Here is a 13,386-nt window from a genome sequence, read left to right on the forward strand (position 1 = left end):
CCGGCGCCCGCGCCCCCGGAAAGTTTTTCCGAAATTGTCCTTGCATCGGCGGGGGAGTTCCCGTATAGTACTTTTTCGCACGGGGGCGTAGCTCAGCTGGGAGAGCGCTTGACTGGCAGTCAAGAGGTCAGGGGTTCGATCCCCCTCGTCTCCACCAGAGCATTGAATGAGGCTCCAACGCAAGTTGGGGCCTTTTTTCATATAGGCACACAAGGTCAAAGGCGGCACCATGATCCTCCTGGTCGACAAGATCGAAAAAAGCTTCGGCGCGCGCGTCCTCTTTAGCGGCGCGTCCTTCCAGATCAACCCCGGCGAGCGCTTTGCGCTCGTTGGGCCCAACGGCGCCGGCAAAACCACCATGCTCAAAATCATCATGGGCATCGACAGCCCCGACGCCGGCCAGGTCCAGTATGCCAAAGACTGCCAGGTGGGCTACCTAGAGCAGGAAACCAACCTAGAGCACAAGGACACCACCATCCTTGCCGAGGTCATGGCCGCCGCCAAGGAAATCCGCCGCATGGGCGAGCGCGCCAACGAACTGCAGGCCCAAATCACCGAGCTCTCCGAGCAGGGCAAGGACGTCGACGCGCTCCTTAACGAGTACGGCCAGGTCCAGGACCGCTTTGAGCACCTGGGCGGCTACGAACTCGAGAGCAACGCCCGCAAGATCCTGTCCGGCCTGGGCTTTAAGGTCACCGACTTTGAGCGCCCGTGCTCCGAGTTCTCGGGCGGCTGGCAGATGCGCATCGCGCTCGCCAAGCTCTTCCTGCGCCACCCCGATCTACTGCTGCTGGACGAGCCCACCAACCACCTGGATCTCGAAAGTGTCCAGTGGCTGCGCGGCTTTATCGCCAACTACGACGGCGCCGTCCTCATCGTCAGCCACGACCGCGCCTTTATGGACGCCTGCGTCGACCACGTCGCCGCGCTCGAAAACCGTCGCGTGACCACTTACACCGGCAACTACAGCAGCTACCTCAAGCAGCGCGAGGACAACCTTGAGCAGATGCGCGCCAAGCGCGCCGCCCAGGAGCGCGACATCGCCCACATGCAGGTCTTCGTCGACAAGTTCCGCTACAAGCCCACCAAGGCAGCCCAGGCCCAGGAGCGCATCCGCAAGATCGAGCAGATCAAAAAGGAGCTTGTCATCCTACCCGAGGGCCACAAGCACATCGACTTTAAGTTCCCTGACCCACCGCGCTCCGGCGATATGGTCGTGGGCCTGGAGGGCGTCTCCAAGTCCTACGGCAACAAGCACATCTACAGCGACATCGACCTCAAGCTCTACCGCGGCGAGCACGTGGCGCTCGTCGGCCCCAACGGCGCTGGCAAGTCCACACTCATGAAGATCCTCGCCGGCCTGGAGCCGCCCACCACCGGCACCCGGGACCTGGGCACCAACGTGGGCGTGGCCTACTACGCCCAGCACGCACTCGAGGGCATGACCGAGTCCAACACCGTCCTGCAAGAGATCGACACCGTCACGCCCAAGTGGACCGTGCCACAGCAGCGCAGCCTACTGGGCGCCTTCCTGTTTAGCGACAACGATTCCATCGAGAAGCAGGTTCGCGTCCTCTCCGGCGGCGAAAAAGCGCGTCTGGCCCTGGCCAAGATGCTCGTGGCCCCCGAGGCGCTCCTGTGCCTGGACGAGCCCACCAACCACCTAGACATCGACTCGGTGGATATGCTCGAGAACGCCCTGCAAAATTTCCCCGGCACCATCGTGCTGATCAGCCACGACGAGCACCTGGTGCGCGCCGTGGCCAACCGCATCATCGACATTCGCGACGGCAAGGTCACGGTCTACGACGGCGACTACGACTACTACCTCTACAAGCGTGAGGACCTCGCGGCCCGCGCCGCCGCCGAGGCGTCCACGGAGAGCGCGCCGGCCACGACCAAGTCCACCAAGGCCAGCGCCGCCCAGGCCGACACCCCCGTCGCCGCCCCCAAGCCTGCCGAGGGCAAAAAGACCAAGGAGCAAAAGCGCGCCGAGGCCCAAGCCCGCGCTGCGCTCAACAAAAAGCTCAAGGGCGTGCGTAACCAGCTCAAGAAGATCGAGACGGAGCTCGACAAAAAGCGCGCCCGCTATGACGAGCTTATGGAATTGATGGCAAGCGAAGAGCTTTATGCCGATCAAGACAAGTTCAACGCCGCGCTGGGGGAATATAACGGCCTTAAGCAAGAGCTGCCCAAGCTCGAGGACGAATGGCTGGAGCTTTCCACCCAGATCGAAGAGGAGACCGCGCGTGAACTCTCGTAAAGCCGCCGCCGTGGCGATGAGCATCATCGCCATCGCCTGTCGCATCTGCGGCATCTTTATGAGCGCGATGACCGTGCTGCTGTGCTTTAGCGGCCTCACCGCCAAGCTGCAGATCGTCGGCTTTGTCGTCGAGCTTTCGCGCGCGCTGCCGAGCGTCATCGCCGGCTACGGCGTCATCACGTCGCCTTTTGGCGGCGTGTTCCGCCTGGATTACGCCATCGTCGCCGTGATCCTGTTTGCGATCGACTATCTGCTCACGCGCGCCTCGCGCCGCGTCCGCTAGTGGGGCGCCATGTCCAGCAGCTACCTCATGAACCTACTCGCCAGCGCCGTCGCCGTCATCGTGGGCATCGTGATCCACGAGAGCGCGCACGCCGCCGCGGCCTGGGCACTCGGCGATAAGACGGCCCGTTCGCGCGGACGCGTCTCACTCAACCCGCTCAACCATATCGACCCGTTTGGCACCATCATCCTGCCGCTGCTCATGCTTGCCGCCGGCGGCCCGGTGTTCGCCTTCGCCAAACCCGTACCCGTCTACCTCAACAACCTCAAACACCCCAAGCGCGACGAGGTCCTGGTGAGCGCAGCCGGCCCCGCGTCGAACATCGCACTCGCGTGCCTCGCGGCCGCCCTCATGCACGCAGCGTACGGCAACCTCTACACCAGCATGTCCTTTGCCGTGGCGTCACAGATCATGAACTTCGGCGCCACGTTCATCGTGGTCAACCTGTCACTCGCGTTCTTCAATCTCATCCCGATCCCGCCGCTCGACGGCTCGTCGATCATCGTGCCGTTCCTCAAAGGCAAGGCGCTCGCCAGCTACTACCGCCTGCAGCAATACGCCATGCCCATCCTCATCTTGGTGTTGTACCTGCTGCCCATGTGGACCGGCATCGACGTGATCGGCCGGTATTTCGACGTTACCGTGTATCCGCTGGCAGAGCAGCTGCTCACCTTCGCAATCGCCGGTATCTAGGGTAAACTTACAAATCGACCGTGCAAATCGGTCGCAACATGCACCCAAACCGCGCCGCGAAGGCGCCGTCAAAGGAGGTCGAAGATGTCGTATCGCGTGTCGACGCAGGTCTACAGCGGACCGTTCGACCTGCTGCTGCAGCTGGTTACCCGCCAAAAAGTCGATATCGGCGCTATCTCGATCAGCGAGGTGGCCGAGCAGTACCTTGCCGAGGCCGAGCGCATCGAGGCGCTGGACCTGGACGTGGCGAGCGATTTTTTGCTGGTCGCAGCAACCCTTTTGGACATCAAGGCCGCCTCGTTGGTGCCGCAAAAGGCCCCGCGCAAAGCCGATGACGATGACGAGATCGACGATGACCTCGAAGAACTTAGCGCGCTCGACGGGGACGCCCTACGCGAGGTCCTGATCCAGCGCCTGATCGCCTACAAGCAGTTTAAAGGCGCGGCTGCGGCCCTCGGTGCCCGCATGCAGGCCGAAAGCCGCATGCACCCGCGTGTGGCCGGCCCCGACCCCGAGTTCCTGGGGCTCATGCCCGACTACCTGGCCGGCATCACCCTGCGCGGCCTCGCCGTCATCTGTGCCGACCTGGACGGCAAGCGCCAGACCTTCCTGCTGGAGGCCGAGCACGTGGCGCCGCATCGCGTGCCGCTCGATCTGACCGTAGCCTCGGTCGACCGCTTTACCATGGCGCACCAAACTTGCACCTTCCGCGAGCTGTTGGACGGCGACGCCACCACCGAGCAGCTCGTCGTCACCTTCCTGGCCATGCTCGAGCTCGCCAAGCGCGGCTCGCTCACGCTGAGCCAGGACGAGATCTTTGGAACCATTCAAATCAACCGCGTCGAGGGCGCCGAGGCATACGTGCCCGGCGAGGGCCCCGAGCTCACCGAATAGGAGCCGCAACCATGTCAACCCTTTCCACGCTGGAGGTAAACAGCCTCAAAGGCGCCCTCGAGGCGCTGCTGCTGGTGTCGATCGACCCGGTGAGCGCGCCTGCGCTGGCAGGTGCGCTAGATATCGCCCCTGGCGAATGCGCATCGCTGCTCGCCGAGCTCAAGGTTGAGTACGAGGAGGCCAACCGCGGCTTTCAGCTGCGCGAGGTCGCCGGCGGCTGGCGCCTGTTTACGCATCCCGCCTACCACGATGTGGTCGAGGCCTATGTGTTGAGCTGGGACACGCAAAAGCTGTCGCAGGCGGCGCTTGAAACCCTGGCCGTCATCGCATACCACCAGCCCGTGACGCGCGAGGTGGTCAAAGGCATACGCGGCGTCAATTCCGACGGCGTCATCGCGTCGCTCGTGGACAAGGGTCTGGTGCGCGAGCTCGGCCGCGACCCCCAGCGCGGTCAGGCGATCATCTATGGCACGACCAACGCCTTCTTGGAAAAGTTTGGTCTACGCTCCACCCGCGACCTGCCCGATCTGGAGCAGTTTGCCCCCGACGAGCAATCGCGCCAGTTTATCCGCGAGCGCCTGAGCGGCCGCAGCATTCAGTCCACGCTCGAGGAGCAGGCCGAGGACCTGGACGAAGAGCGCGAACTGCTCGATACCGATGTTGAAGATGTTGAGGCAGTCGAGGACTTGGAATCCCTGGTCGTCGGCGAGACCTCGGAGGATTTACATGACGAGGACTAACGAAGTAGGGGAGACGCGTGCCATGGGCAGCGCAGTGCCCGCCACCGACGCCCAGCCCGTCTATCCGCACACCATGCGCCTGCAGCGCTTTTTGGCGCGCGCGGGCGTGGCGAGCCGCCGCGGCTCGGAGGACCTGATGACCGCCGGCCGCGTGACCGTCAACGGCGAAGTCGCGACCGAGCTGGGCACCAAGGTCGACGTCGACCGCGACCATATCGAGGTCGACGGCATGCCCGTCAAGCTCAACCAGGGCGCCGTATACCTGATGCTCTACAAGCCAACTGGCTACCTCACCACCATGAGTGACCCGCAGGAGCGCCCTTGCGTGGCCGACCTGGTCCCCCGCGACCGCTTTCCGGGACTCTTTCCGGTGGGTCGTCTGGACCGCGACACCACGGGCCTCTTGCTCTTTACCACCGATGGCGACCTGTCACAGGATCTGCTGCACCCGAGCAAACACGTCTACAAGACCTACCAGGCACTCGTGGACGGGCAGCTGACCGACCGCGATCTAGACCCGCTCCGCAGTGGAATTGAGCTCGACGACGGTCTGTGCCAGCCGGCGATCTGTCGCGTCATCACCGCGCGCGAGGCAGAGGCTGTGGCTCCGCAAGGCGTAAAGCCCGGTACCACCGCCGTGGAGGTCATTATCCGCGAGGGGCGCAAGAACCAGGTCAAGCGCATGCTGGGCAAGATCCACCACCCGGTGATTCGCCTGCATCGCTGCAACTTTGCTGGCCTGGAACTCAAGGACGTGGCCAAGGGGTCGTGGCGCGAGCTCACCGACCGCGAGGTGCAGATCCTCAAGTCCGGCGGCATCCCGCCCAAGCAGGCCGGCGCCAAGCGCGACGGCCACGCGTCTCGGGACACTACCGCCACCCGCACGCGTCACCACGGCAGCCACGGCTCCGCACCCAAGCGCAACACCTACCGCGAGCGCTACACAGGCTAGGCAACCCGCCGCGCCCCAGCGCCCGCGAACCATACCAGCACGTCAACCATCGAAAGGAAGCACTGCATGATCGTCGCTATCGACGGCCCCGCCGGTTCCGGCAAGTCCACCATCGCCAAGGAGATCGCCCGCCAGCTGGGCTTTAACAAGCTCGACACGGGCGCCATGTATCGCGCCGTCACCTTCGCCGCGCTCGACCGCGGCATCGATCTGGACGACGAGGCGGCCATCGACGCCCTCGCCGAGCAGATCGAGATTCGCTTTACCAACGGCCCCGGCGAGGATACGCGCCTGACTATTGACGGCCAGGACGCTTCGGCCGCCATTCGTACCCCGCAGGTCGACGCCAACGTATCCAAGGTCTCGGCCTACCCGGGCGTGCGCGCCGCCATGCTCATTCACCAGCGCCGCGCCGCCGAGGACCGCGATATCGTGGCCGAGGGTCGCGACATCGGAACCGTCGTGTTCCCCAACGCGCAGGTCAAGGTCTTCCTGACTGCCGATCCGCGCGAGCGCGCCCGCCGCCGCGTGCTGCAGCGCCACCAAAACGACGTCCAGCCGCTCAGCACGGAGCAGCTCGAGACCGAGGTCGACGAAACCCTCGACGCCCTCAAGCAGCGCGACAAACTCGACAGCAGCCGCGAGGTCGCACCGCTCGTGCCCGCCGAGGACGCCGTGCACGTCGACTCCACCGCCCACACCATCGATGAGGTCGTCCGCATTATCGAGGACCTCATCAACCAAAGGAGGTAGCCCATGCGCCTGTTTAAACAGACGCCCGAGGATTATTACAACGCTCCTTATGACGAGTTCCCGGCGCTCATCCGCGGCACCGTCGTCGTGGTCATGGCCATCCTTTGGGCCTTCTCCAAACTCATGTGGCGTTGGAAGGTCGAGGACGCTGACCTGCTGTTTGAGCGCCAGGAAGGCCGCGGCAGCGTGGTCATCTGCAACCACACCTCGATGGCTGAGCTCTTGGCCGTGGAGACGGCGCTATTCTTTGGCGGCCGCCGCATTCGCCCCATCTTTAAGTCCGAGTTCGCCAAGAGCAAGATTGTGCGCTGGGCTTTTAGCCGCGTTGGCGGCATCCCCGTGGAGCGCGGCACTGCCGATATGAAGTGCCTGCGCGCCGCCCAGCATGCGCTGCTGCGCGGCGAGGACGTCCTGATCTTCCCCGAGGGCACGCGCATCCGCTCGCGCGAGATCAAGCCCGAGGTCCACGGCGGCTTTGCGCTCATCGCTCAGATGGGCAAGGCGCCCGTCAACCCGCTCGCCATCTGCGGCTGGTCCGACATCACGCCCGCGGGCAAAAGGCTCATGCGTCCCAAGAAGTGTTGGATTCGTGCCGGCAAGGCCGTCTCGCTTTCCGATGCACCGGCCGAGCTCAAGCGCAAGGAGCGCTTGGCTTGGTTTGAGTCCGAGGCCATGAGCCGCGTATACGCCATGCGCGACGAACTGTGCGCCGAGCATCCGGGCAGGTTCTAGCCATGAGCGAGAACGTGACGAACACCGCCGCGACTGCGTCCGACCAGGACGGCGCGCCCACCATCGAGATTGCAGCTCACGCCGGCACCTGCTACGGCGTACAGCGCGCGCTCGATATGGCCCTGGCGGCCGCCCCGCAGGCGGGGGAGACCGCTACGGTCCATACCCTAGGCCCGCTCATTCATAACCCCATCGTGGTACGCGAGCTCGCCGAGGCAGGCGTCGGTCTAGCAGAAACCCTGGACGACGCAGCGTCGGGCACCGTAATCATCCGCGCCCACGGCGTGGTGCCGCAGGTCATCGATGCTGCCCGCAAGCGTAGCCTTAACGTCGTCGACGCCACCTGCCCTTACGTCAAGAAGGTCCACGTGGCCGCCGAGCGGCTGGTGCGCGAGGGCTACCGCGTACTCGTCGTGGGCGAGCCGGGCCATCCCGAGGTCGAGGGCATTCTGGGTCACGCCGGCGATGACGCGCAGGTCGTGAGCTGTGCCGCCGACGCCAACGCCTTGTCGCTCAAGGGCAAGGTGGGCCTGGTTGTGCAGACCACCCAGACCGCGCAGAACCTCGCCGAGGTCGTGGCTGCCATCACCCCGCGCGTGCAGGAGCTGCGCGTGATCAACACCATCTGCGCCGCCACGAGCGAGCGCCAGCAGGCAGCCGCATCACTTGCCAAACGCTGTGATTGCATGGTCGTCGTGGGTGGCAAGAACTCGGGCAACACGCGCCGCCTGGCTCAGATTTGCGCAGACGCCTGCGAGCACACGCATCACATCGAGGAAGCTTCCGAGCTTCTGGCCGCGTGGTTTACCGACGCTCACCACATCGGCATCACCGCCGGAGCCTCAACCCCGCAAGAACACATCGAGCGCGCCGTAACGCGCATCAAGGAGCTTTGCCGCTAATCATGGACCAGACCGTACCCGCATACGCCGCCGAGGTGGCCGATTACGGGCGCAGCCGCGACCCCGAGCCGGGTGAGGGCGCGCTCGTAAAGAACGTGCGTCCCGAATCGCCCGCGTGGGATGTGGGTATCGAGCCGGGCATGCGCGTACTTACGGTCAACGGCGAGCAGCTTACCGATATGATCGTGTGGCTCTGGGAGGCCGACGATGATACCGTCGACCTCGAGGTTTTCGACCCGCGCGACGGCACCGTCACCCCCGTCGAGCTCGACCGCTTTCCCGGCGAGGATTGGGGTTTGGAGTTCGATGGCCCCATCTTCGACGGCATGCGTACCTGCGTCAACGCCTGCGTGTTCTGCTTTATGACCATGCTCCCCAAGGGCGGCCGCTCCACGCTCTATATTCGCGACGACGACTATCGCCTAAGCTTTTTGCAAGGCAACTTTGTCACGCTTACGAACCTCACCGACGAGGACGTGCAAAACGTCATCCAGCGCAACATGAGCCCCATGAACGTGTCGGTCCACGCTGTGAGCCCCGACGTCCGCCGTCGTATGATGGGCCGTAACGCCCAGCGAGGCATGGACGTACTCGAGACCATCATGGCCGCCGGCATCGAGATTCACGCGCAGATCGTGTTGTGCCCCGGCATGAACGACGGCGAGGAGCTGGAAAAGACCCTGCGCTTTTGCGAGGAGCACGAGCAAATCACAAGCCTGGGCATCGTGCCGCTCGGCTTTACCAAGCATCAGAACCGTTTTAGCTGGTCCTACAGCGACAAGCCCGAGCTAGCGCGCGAGACCATTGCCATGATCCGTCCCTACCAGGACCGTGCCTTCGAGCGCTTTGGCCGCCACACCTTCCAGATGAGCGACGAGTTCTATCTGGACGCCGGCATCGATCCTCCCGAGGCGGACTTTTACGACGGTTACCCGCAGTACTACGACGGCATCGGCATGATCCGCTCGTATCTAGACGAGACCGACGACGTGCTTGCCGCCGATACCGAGCGACTGGCCCGCGTCCGCGAGGCCATCGCCGCACGCAGCCAGCACCTGCTGTGTCTTTCGGGCGCCAGCGCGCGCGACACCGTGGCACGCTTTGTGGAGTCGCCGCATGGTCTCGACGGCACCGTCACGGCCATCAAGAACCGCTACTTTGGCGGCAACGTGGACGTGACCGGCCTCATCGTCGCGTGCGACATTCTGGAGCAGCTGCCCCAAGACCTGTCGGGGGTTATGCTCTTTGTGCCTAAGCTCATGTTCAACGCTGACGGCATGACGCTTGACGAGTATCATCGTGACGATTTACTCGCAAGCCTTACCAGTCGCGGCGCCGAGGTTCATGTGGTATCGACCATGCCGCATGAGCTGCTCGATACCCTGGAGCACATCCTTGGCATTGTGCCTGCCGACTCTACTAATTCCACTGACCCTACCCATTAAAGGAGAGCAGATGAAACCTATCGTCGCCGTCGTCGGACGCCCCAACGTGGGCAAGTCCACGCTCGTTAACCGCCTGGCCCAGACCTCGGACGCCATCGTCCACGAGTCCCGCGGCGTCACGCGCGACCGCTCGTATCACACGGCCGATTGGAACGGTCGTGAGTTCACCATCGTCGACACGGGCGGTATCGAGCCACTCAAGAGCGACGATGTCTTTGCCACGTCCATCCGCGACCAGGCACTCGCCGCCGCCGAGGAAGCCGCCGTCATCCTGTTTGTGGTCGACGGCCGCACCGGCGTCACCGAGGAGGACGAGTCGGTCGCTCGCATGCTCAAGCGCTGCGACAAGCCGGTCTTTCTGCTGGTAAACAAGCTCGACAACCCCGATCGCGAGAACGACAGCATCTGGGAGTTCTATTCGCTCGGCATCGGTGAGCCCACGCCGCTCTCGGCCCTGCATGGTCATGGCACGGGCGACCTGCTCGACGATATCGTGGCCCTGCTTCCGGAGGAAGAGGACGAGGTCGCCGACGAGTTCCCCGATGCGCTGAACGTGGCCATCATCGGCCGCCCCAACGCCGGCAAGTCCTCGCTGTTCAACCGCATCCTAGGCGCCGACCGCTCTATCGTGTCCAACATTGCCGGCACGACGCGCGACGCCATCGACACCGTCGTGGAGCGCAACGGCAAGCACTACCGCATGGTCGACACCGCGGGCATCCGCAAGAAGAGCACCGTGTACGAGAATATCGAGTACTACTCGATGGTCCGCGGCCTGCGCGCCATCGACCGCGCCGACGTGGCGCTGCTCGTCGTCGACGCCTCCGTGGGCGTTACCGAACAGGACCAGAAGGTCATGGGTCTTGCCATCGAGCGCGGCTGTGCCATCGTTGTGCTGCTCAACAAGTGGGACCTGCTCGACGACGACCGCAAGCGCGAGGCCTGCATGGAGACCATCGACCGCCGTCTGGGCGTCATGGCTCCCTGGGCCCAGTACCTGCGCATCTCTGCCCTCACTGGCCGCAGCGTCGAGAAGATCTGGGCGATGGTCGACGCAGCCGAGAAGACGCGTTCGCAAAAGATCAGCACCTCGCGCCTCAACACGTTCCTCACCGACCTACGTGAGTTCGGCCACACCGTGGTGGACGGCAAGCGCCGCCTGCGCATGCACTACGTGACTCAGACGGGCGTCAATCCGCCGACGTTCACGTTCTTCGTCAACCACAGCGATCTGGTCAACGACACCTACCAGCGCTACGTGGAGAACCGCATGCGCTCGACCTTCGATTTTGCCGGCACGCCCATTCGACTCTTCTTTAGGAAGAAGGAACAAAAGGATGCATAATCCGATTCTGCTGACCGCCATCTGCGCCGTGGTCTCGTTCTTTATCGGAGCGATTCCGTTTGGCCTGATCCTGGGCCGCGTGTTCAACCACACCGACATTCGCAAGGCGGGTTCCGGCAACATCGGCACAACCAATGCGCTGCGCGTGGCCGGCCCTAAGGTGGCCGCGCTCACGTTGTTGCTCGACTGCCTTAAGGGCGCCATCTGCGTCCTTATCGCGCGTCCGCTCATTGCCGACTTGGGCTATGGCTTCCCCGTAAGCATCATGGCGCCCGGAGCCCCCGGCGATTGGATGCTCGGCGTCATTTGCCTGGCAGCGGTGTGGGGCCATATCTTCTCGCCCTACCTTAACTTCCACGGCGGCAAGGGTATCGCGGTTGGCCTGGGCGTCATCCTCGCCTGGTACTGGCCTATTGGCCTGTCGCTGCTCGGCATGTTTATCGTGGCCGTCGCCATCACCAAGTATGTGTCGGTGGGCTCGCTTGCCGCTGCCATCGGTCTTCCCATCGCTGCTTGCGCGGTCTTTCCGTACAGCAGCCTGGGACTTAAGTTTTGCATGGCGATAATCGGCATCACCGTTGTGTGGGCCCATCGCGCGAATATCCAAAAGCTCATGGCCGGTAAGGAGTCCAAGCTCTCGTTTACCAAGCGCGTCACCGAGCCCGACGATAAGTAGGAGAGAATCATGAATGTTGCGCTGATTGGCTCCGGCTCCTGGGGAACCGCCGTCGCCGGCCTTGCCGCCGCGCGAGCCGAGCGCGTGACCATGTGGGCCCACAGCGAGCAGACGGCCGCCGGCATCAATGGCGAGCACTGCAACCCCCGGTATCTGGTGGACTACGAGCTGCCCGGCAACGTCGTCGCCACGACGGACCTGGCGCAAGCGCTCGATGCCGCCGACGCCATCATCTTTGCCGTGCCCTCCACACACCTGCGCAGCGTATGTCATCAGGCAGCGCCTTTCATCGCCGCCAACACCCCGGTGCTCTGCCTTACCAAGGGCATTGAGCCCGAGTCTGGCCTGCTCATGAGCGAGGTCATTGCCAGCGAGATCGGCAACGAGCGGCGTGTGGCGGCCCTCTCGGGCCCCAACCATGCCGAGGAGATTTGCCGCGGCGGGCTCTCTGCCGCCGTCATCGCCAGCGAGGACCAGCAGGTGGGGGAGACCTTTAAGGAGCTGCTGCTGTCCACGGCCTTCCGCATCTACCTGTCGCAGGATATGACCGGTGTCGAGGTTTGCGGCGCTATGAAAAACGTCATCGCCATCGTGTGCGGCATTTCCGCCGGTTCTGGTGCGGGCGACAACACGCTCGCCCTCATCATGACGCGCGGCCTGGCCGAGATCAGCCGTCTGGTGCACGCCCGCGGCGGCCAGGCCATGACCTGCATGGGACTTGCCGGCATGGGCGACCTCATTGCCACCTGTACCTCGGAGCATTCGCGCAACCGCACCTTTGGCTACGAGTTTGCCCACGGCGTGTCGCTCGACGAGTACCAGACGCGTACGCATATGGTGGTCGAGGGCGCCGTCGCAGCCCGCAGCGTGAGCGAACTCGCCCGTTCACTGGGCGTAGACATTCCGCTCACCTTTGCCGTGGAGAAAACGCTCTACAACGGTGTTACTTTGGATAGGGCGCTCGAGATTCTCACCGACCGCGTCCCTTCTCAAGAGTTCTACGGACTCACCGACTAGCGCAGAAAGGCTACTACCATGGGTTCCATTAAAATCGCTCCGTCCGTCCTCTCGGCCGACATGGCCAACCTCAAGGGCGAACTCGACAAGATCGCCGGTGCCGACTACGTGCACTTCGACGTCATGGACGGCCACTTTACCGGCAACCTCACCTTTGGCGTTGACATCCTCAAGGCCGTCAAGCGCTCCACCAATGTACCGGTCGACGCGCACCTCATGGTGTCGAACCCCGACGAGACGGTCGATTGGTACGCAGACGCCGGCGCCGATATGATCACCGTACACTACGAGGCCTCCACGCACCTGCACCGCACGCTCACCCATCTGCAGCAGCGCGGCGTTAAGGCCGGCGTGGTGCTCAACCCCGCCACCCCCGTGTGCGTGCTGGAGAGCATCATCGACGTCGTCGATATGGTGCTGCTCATGAGCGTGAACCCGGGCTTTGGCGGTCAGAGCTTTATCCCGGGCACCATCGCTAAGCTCCACGAGCTCAGGGCCATGTGCGAGCGTCACGGCGTTTCGCCCCTCATCGAGGTCGACGGTGGCATTTCTTCCAAGAACATTGTCGAGGTCGTCAAGGCCGGCGCCAACGTGCTCGTGGCCGGTTCTGCCGTATTTAAGTCCGAAGATCCCGCTGCCGAGGTTGCGCTGCTGCAGAAGCTGGGCAACGAGGCCGCACAGGAGGCATAAA

General features: G+C 63.8%; 14 protein-coding genes and 1 tRNA gene. All 15 read left to right on the plus strand.

Annotation, left to right across the window (positions count from 1 at the left end; genetic code table 11):
• Window positions 1–81 precede the first annotated feature (81 nt).
• The 15 genes from DXB53_RS02365 to rpe all read left to right on the plus strand — a co-directional run bounded on the left by DXB53_RS02365 (window position 82) and on the right by rpe (window position 13,385).
• Window positions 82–157, plus strand: a tRNA-Ala gene (locus tag DXB53_RS02365).
• A gap of 72 nt (window positions 158–229) precedes the next feature.
• Window positions 230–2,263: an ABC-F family ATP-binding cassette domain-containing protein gene (locus tag DXB53_RS02370; RefSeq protein ID WP_117583158.1), complete on the plus strand. Its 2,034-nt coding sequence runs from the start codon at window positions 230–232 to the stop codon at window positions 2,261–2,263.
• Window positions 2,250–2,546, plus strand: a complete 297-nt coding sequence (locus DXB53_RS02375) for a hypothetical protein (protein WP_233503782.1) — start codon at window positions 2,250–2,252, stop codon at window positions 2,544–2,546. Before DXB53_RS02370 ends, DXB53_RS02375 begins: the two co-directional genes overlap by 14 nt.
• 9 nt (window positions 2,547–2,555) lie before the next feature.
• The gene (locus DXB53_RS02380) at window positions 2,556–3,239 is read left to right on the plus strand and encodes a site-2 protease family protein (protein WP_117583159.1); all 684 of its coding nucleotides are present in this window, start codon (window positions 2,556–2,558) and stop codon (window positions 3,237–3,239) included.
• Between the two features lie 84 nt (window positions 3,240–3,323).
• A complete protein-coding gene (locus tag DXB53_RS02385; RefSeq protein WP_117583160.1) occupies window positions 3,324–4,133 on the plus strand; it encodes a ScpA family protein in 810 nt (269 codons plus the stop codon).
• Window positions 4,134–4,144: 11 nt separating this feature from the next.
• Window positions 4,145–4,873, plus strand: coding sequence for an SMC-Scp complex subunit ScpB (gene scpB, locus DXB53_RS02390; RefSeq protein WP_117583161.1), 729 nt, complete (start codon window positions 4,145–4,147; stop codon window positions 4,871–4,873).
• On the plus strand, window positions 4,860–5,825 hold the full coding sequence (locus DXB53_RS02395) for a pseudouridine synthase (protein WP_369831532.1): 966 nt from the start codon (window positions 4,860–4,862) through the stop codon (window positions 5,823–5,825). Before scpB ends, DXB53_RS02395 begins: the two co-directional genes overlap by 14 nt.
• Before the next feature lie 66 nt (window positions 5,826–5,891).
• Window positions 5,892–6,578 carry a (d)CMP kinase gene (gene cmk / locus DXB53_RS02400; RefSeq protein WP_117583163.1) on the plus strand — a complete coding sequence of 229 codons (687 nt, stop codon included), beginning with the start codon at window positions 5,892–5,894 and terminating at the stop codon, window positions 6,576–6,578.
• A 3-nt stretch (window positions 6,579–6,581) separates the two neighbouring features.
• Window positions 6,582–7,310 carry a lysophospholipid acyltransferase family protein gene (locus DXB53_RS02405; protein WP_117583164.1) on the plus strand — a complete coding sequence of 243 codons (729 nt, stop codon included), beginning with the start codon at window positions 6,582–6,584 and terminating at the stop codon, window positions 7,308–7,310.
• Between the two features lie 2 nt (window positions 7,311–7,312).
• The gene (gene ispH, locus DXB53_RS02410; RefSeq protein WP_117583165.1) at window positions 7,313–8,212 is read left to right on the plus strand and encodes a 4-hydroxy-3-methylbut-2-enyl diphosphate reductase; all 900 of its coding nucleotides are present in this window, start codon (window positions 7,313–7,315) and stop codon (window positions 8,210–8,212) included.
• Window positions 8,213–8,214: 2 nt separating this feature from the next.
• Window positions 8,215–9,657, plus strand: a complete 1,443-nt coding sequence (locus DXB53_RS02415; RefSeq protein WP_117583166.1) for a DUF512 domain-containing protein — start codon at window positions 8,215–8,217, stop codon at window positions 9,655–9,657.
• 10 nt (window positions 9,658–9,667) lie between these two features.
• Window positions 9,668–11,002, plus strand: coding sequence for a ribosome biogenesis GTPase Der (gene der / locus DXB53_RS02420; protein WP_006236029.1), 1,335 nt, complete (start codon window positions 9,668–9,670; stop codon window positions 11,000–11,002).
• Window positions 10,995–11,678 carry a glycerol-3-phosphate 1-O-acyltransferase PlsY gene (plsY, locus tag DXB53_RS02425; RefSeq protein ID WP_117583167.1) on the plus strand — a complete coding sequence of 228 codons (684 nt, stop codon included), beginning with the start codon at window positions 10,995–10,997 and terminating at the stop codon, window positions 11,676–11,678. The genes der and plsY overlap by 8 nt, the downstream gene beginning before the upstream one ends.
• Window positions 11,679–11,687: 9 nt before the next feature.
• Entirely contained in the window at window positions 11,688–12,695 is a 1,008-nt protein-coding gene (locus DXB53_RS02430) for an NAD(P)H-dependent glycerol-3-phosphate dehydrogenase (protein WP_117583168.1), read from the plus strand.
• 18 nt (window positions 12,696–12,713) lie between these two features.
• Entirely contained in the window at window positions 12,714–13,385 is a 672-nt protein-coding gene (gene rpe, locus DXB53_RS02435; protein ID WP_117583169.1) for a ribulose-phosphate 3-epimerase, read from the plus strand.
• Window position 13,386: the final 1 nt, after the last annotated feature.

This window comes from Collinsella sp. OM04-5 (assembly GCF_003439125.1).
Taxonomy (GTDB): Bacteria; Actinomycetota; Coriobacteriia; order Coriobacteriales; family Coriobacteriaceae; genus Collinsella.

Excerpts from the sequence above, each read along its gene's own strand:
- ispH (WP_117583165.1), top strand. The coding sequence starts at position 7,313 with ATGAGCGAGAACGTGACGAACACCGCCGCGACTGCGTCCGACCAGGAC.
- DXB53_RS02380 (WP_117583159.1), top strand. The coding sequence starts at position 2,556 with ATGTCCAGCAGCTACCTCATGAACCTACTCGCCAGCGCCGTCGCCGTC.
- scpB (WP_117583161.1), top strand. The coding sequence starts at position 4,145 with ATGTCAACCCTTTCCACGCTGGAGGTAAACAGCCTCAAAGGCGCCCTC.
- DXB53_RS02430 (WP_117583168.1), top strand. The coding sequence starts at position 11,688 with ATGAATGTTGCGCTGATTGGCTCCGGCTCCTGGGGAACCGCCGTCGCC.
- der (WP_006236029.1), top strand. The coding sequence starts at position 9,668 with ATGAAACCTATCGTCGCCGTCGTCGGACGCCCCAACGTGGGCAAGTCC.
- DXB53_RS02395 (WP_369831532.1), top strand. The coding sequence starts at position 4,860 with ATGACGAGGACTAACGAAGTAGGGGAGACGCGTGCCATGGGCAGCGCA.
- DXB53_RS02385 (WP_117583160.1), top strand. The coding sequence starts at position 3,324 with ATGTCGTATCGCGTGTCGACGCAGGTCTACAGCGGACCGTTCGACCTG.
- DXB53_RS02405 (WP_117583164.1), top strand. The coding sequence starts at position 6,582 with ATGCGCCTGTTTAAACAGACGCCCGAGGATTATTACAACGCTCCTTAT.
- rpe (WP_117583169.1), top strand. The coding sequence starts at position 12,714 with ATGGGTTCCATTAAAATCGCTCCGTCCGTCCTCTCGGCCGACATGGCC.
- cmk (WP_117583163.1), top strand. The coding sequence starts at position 5,892 with ATGATCGTCGCTATCGACGGCCCCGCCGGTTCCGGCAAGTCCACCATC.
- DXB53_RS02415 (WP_117583166.1), top strand. The coding sequence starts at position 8,215 with ATGGACCAGACCGTACCCGCATACGCCGCCGAGGTGGCCGATTACGGG.
- DXB53_RS02370 (WP_117583158.1), top strand. The coding sequence starts at position 230 with ATGATCCTCCTGGTCGACAAGATCGAAAAAAGCTTCGGCGCGCGCGTC.
- plsY (WP_117583167.1), top strand. The coding sequence starts at position 10,995 with ATGCATAATCCGATTCTGCTGACCGCCATCTGCGCCGTGGTCTCGTTC.